3 protein-coding genes are annotated in these 3,555 nt (G+C 73.2%); all 3 read right to left on the reverse strand.

The features are described from left to right. Positions 1-362: 362 nt before the first annotated feature. The gene (locus tag ACIQOV_RS32895) at positions 363-2,432 is read right to left on the reverse strand and encodes a serine/threonine-protein kinase (RefSeq protein WP_401054383.1); all 2,070 of its coding nucleotides are present in this window, start codon (positions 2,430-2,432) and stop codon (positions 363-365) included. Between the two features lie 115 nt (positions 2,433-2,547). Further along, on the reverse strand, positions 2,548-3,009 hold the full coding sequence (locus ACIQOV_RS32900) for a hypothetical protein (RefSeq protein ID WP_401054384.1): 462 nt from the start codon (positions 3,007-3,009) through the stop codon (positions 2,548-2,550). Between the two features lie 99 nt (positions 3,010-3,108). Then, positions 3,109-3,555, reverse strand: a 447-nt coding sequence (locus ACIQOV_RS32905) for an alpha/beta fold hydrolase (protein WP_401054385.1), incomplete at its 5' end; no start/stop codon positions are given.

Below are 3,555 nucleotides of genomic sequence, written 5' to 3' on the forward strand. Positions count from 1 at the left end.
GGGGCTACCGCCAGGGGGTGACCAGAAGCATGACAATCCAGCAGATGAATTGACAGGTCTGCTTCATTGATTGGCCAGGTCCCGCCATTGGGTAAAGAGCGTCCAATCGGCAGATGAATCGGGGCAATTCACCGCATCCCGCCAAGGGCTTCGAGCAGAGCGACGGCCGATCGCCTGCACCTACGGGCACTCGCTCACCGAACGCCGGCCCGGAGCACCTGGCAGGCCGACCGTCGATCGACTTTTACATGTGTGTAGAAGATTCCATACAGTCCCTTGACACCCGGGTGGCGAGGTTCCGCCGCCTGCCCCCCTTGCCCGCCGGAAGGGAGGCTGCTACCGGCCCGGGTCGGCCGGGGCCGTCACTGGAGCCGCCACTCCTGGGCGGCGTTGCCGGCGGTGCAGGCGACCATGGTGACCGCGCTGCCGGGGCCGTTGTTGGTCATGCAGACCTGGTTCTGGTAGTCGCCGAGCGTGTACGAGCCGGCCGAACTTCCGCTGCGGACCGTCCAGTTGGTGAGGAAGCTGAACCCGTTGCTCAGCACGACCTTCCCGTCCATCGTCTGGACCAGCTGCGGGCCGCCGTTGTTGCAGGCGTTGAAGAGGATCCACGCGCCGGGATTGGTCGAGCGCACCCAGCCGTACTGCGAGTGACCGCCGACCAGGATCGGGTTGTCCCCGCTCAGGTTGTCGTCGCGCATCCCGATCGCGCGGCCGTCCTTCACGCTGACGATGGTGCTCCAGCTGTTGCCGCCGCAGGACGGCGGCCTGTTCGCACCTGACGAGGTGTTGCCGGTGCCGCTCGTGGTCTGGGCCGGGGGCTGCGGGTTCTGGTCGGCGGGCGGGTTGGGCGGGTTGCCACCTCCGGGCTTGTTCGCCTGATCGGCCGGTGATCCGCCCGCAGCCGTACCCGTACCCGCGCCCGTACCACCGCTCCGGCCGCCGCCCGCACCGCTCGAACCGCCCGCACCGCCGCTGCCGCCCTGTCCGGCGGCCGGCACCGGGGGCACCGGGGCCTGCGGCTGGCCCTGGCCGGCGGCGGGAGCCGACTGGTCGGGGCCCGGGGTGGCTGCCGGAGTGTCGGTCGGCGCCGAGGTGACCGGCGCGGTGGTGGTCGCGGGCGCCGCGGTGGCGGTGCCCGGGTTCGCCGGCACGGTGACCACCACGGTCGGCTGGGCGCCGGGTGTCAGGGCCGCGTCGGAGCCGCCCGCCCCGCGGTCGACCAGCAGCACGGTCGCCGTGCCCATCGAGATGACGACGGGGATGACGATGGGCACCAGCAGGGCGCGCCGCGACCGCTTGCGGCCGGGCTCGGTGGGAGCCTGCGGCTCCACCTTCGCGACCTCGTCCGCCGCCGGGGCGCCGCCCACGGCGGGGACCACCACGGCCCCCGCCTCGGCCGGGTCCGCCCCGGCGCCGCCCTTGATCAGTTCGACAGCACCGCCCTTGTCCGCCGCACCGCCCTTGGCCCCCGCACCGCCATCGGCCGCCGCACCGTTCTTGTCCGCCGAGCCCGCGCCGGCCCCGAGCGGGATGGTCCCGCTGCCCTCGGGGCCTGCCTTCCCGGGTGCCTGCGCGCCGCCCGCGCCGCCGTCCCTCACGAGTGCCGCACGAGCCGCTCGGGCCGCCGCCGCCATCGCGGCGGCGTCCGCGTACCGTTCCTCGGGCTTCTTGGCGAGCGCCCTGGCCACCAGCGCCCGCACCGACACCGGGAAGGTGTCCGGCAGTTCCGGCACCGGCTGGTTGACGTGCTTGAGCGCGATCTGGAGCGGCCCGTCACCGGAGTACGGCGGCGCGCCGACCAGCAGCTCGTAGCAGACCACGCCGATCGAGTAGAGGTCGGTGGCCGGTCCGAGGTTCGCGCCCTCGGCCTGCTCGGGGGACATGTAGAGCGCGGTGCCGATGATCGCGAACGGGGCGGTCAGCTTGGTGCTGGCGAGCGCCCGAGCGATGCCGAAGTCGGTGATGGCCACCCGCCCGTCGACCCGCACCATCAGGTTGGACGGCTTGATGTCCCGGTGCACGATCTCCCGCCGGTGCGCGGCGTGCAGCGCGTCCAGGGCGCCGGCCACCAGGTCGAGGGTGCGCTCGACGCTCATCCGGCCGGTGTCCTTGAGCACCCTGTCCAGCGGACGGCCGTCGATCAGCTCCATGACGATGTAGGCGCAGCGTTCCTCGCCGTCCCCGCCGCTCTCGCCGTAGTCGTGGACGCCCACCACGCCGGGGTGGTCGACCGCGGCGACGAGCTGGGCCTCGCGGCGGAAGCGCTGGGCGGAGGTGTCGTCCTCCAGCAGCTCCGAGCGCAGGATCTTGACCGCGACCCGGCGTGCCAGCACGGTGTCCTCGGCCCTCCAGACCGAACCCATCGCGCCGCCGCCGATCTTCTCGACCAGCTCGTACCGCCCGCCGAGCACGGTGCCCGCCCCGCTCATACCCCTGCTCCCCCCGTGTTCCGTGCCCCGCCCCGACGGGTCATCGGCACACAGTGTGCCAGAGCGGGTTACAGGCTCAGTTGATCAGGTCCGGACAGGAATTGAGCACGAATCATCAGTCCATAAGGAAGTATCGGGCGTGATCCGAAACCTCTCGGACGGCCGCGACGACCGCCCGGGGCCGGTCGGCCTGAATGGCGTGACCGGCACCGTGGACCGTGCTGTGGGTTCCCCGGACGGCGTTCCTCGCGATGCCCGCCTGCAGGGCGGTCCAGCGGACGCGCATCGCACCGGGCAGTCCCCGGGTCGCGCTCAGGACCGTCACCGGCATCTCGAACGGTCGCGCGGTGGAGCGGCGTCGCCGGATCTCCGGAACGGCGACGGAGGTCAGCCGCTGCTCGGCGAGGACGGCCCGCCGCTGGTGCCGGTGCGCGATCACGGCCGCCTCGGCCCGGTCGAGCGACGTCGCCGGATCGAGCGGCGTCGCCCGATCGAGCGGCACCTCCGCATCGAGGGACGCCGGTGCCGACGCCGTCGGCGCCGATCCAGCCCGGTACAGCCACAGCCGGTTCAGCACCGCCTCGGCGGCCCGGATGGACCATGGCTGGAACTCCTCGTGCGCCGGGTCCACCAGGACCAGCCCGGCCACCAGCTCCGGCCGCTGCCAGGCGAGGAGTTAGGCCAGCTGGCCGCCCCAGCTGTGCCCGATCAGGAGCGCCGGTCCGGCTTCCAGGTGCTGAACGAGGGCGGCCAGGTCGGCGATCTGGCCGTCCAGCGTCGGGGCGGCGGCCCGACCGGGCTCGCTGGCGCCCAGCCCCGCCCGGTCGTACGCCACGACCCGCCCGTACCCGGCGAGTTCGGGCAGGACGGCCGACCAGCCGAGCGCCGTGGTGCCGCAACCCGCGATCAGGACCATCGGTGCGACACCGCCCCGACCGGCCTCCACCCAGCGCAACGCCCGCCCATCGCGGTCCAGTTCACCGCTGCGCACTCCGCCGGGCAGGTGCTCCCCGAGCGCCCGCGCGACGGCCTCCTGGACGCTCCGCAGATCCGGCCCGGCGGGCTTCGCCCGCTCTCCCTGGCTGGCGTTCATGTGCCGTCCCCCCTGGATCGTGGTCCGGCC

The organism is Kitasatospora sp. NPDC091257, assembly GCF_044757675.1.
GTDB classification, from domain to species: Bacteria; Actinomycetota; Actinomycetes; order Streptomycetales; family Streptomycetaceae; genus Kitasatospora; species Kitasatospora lactacystinica.

Excerpts from the sequence above, each read along its gene's own strand:
- ACIQOV_RS32895 (WP_401054383.1), bottom strand. The coding sequence starts at position 2,432 with ATGAGCGGGGCGGGCACCGTGCTCGGCGGGCGGTACGAGCTGGTCGAG.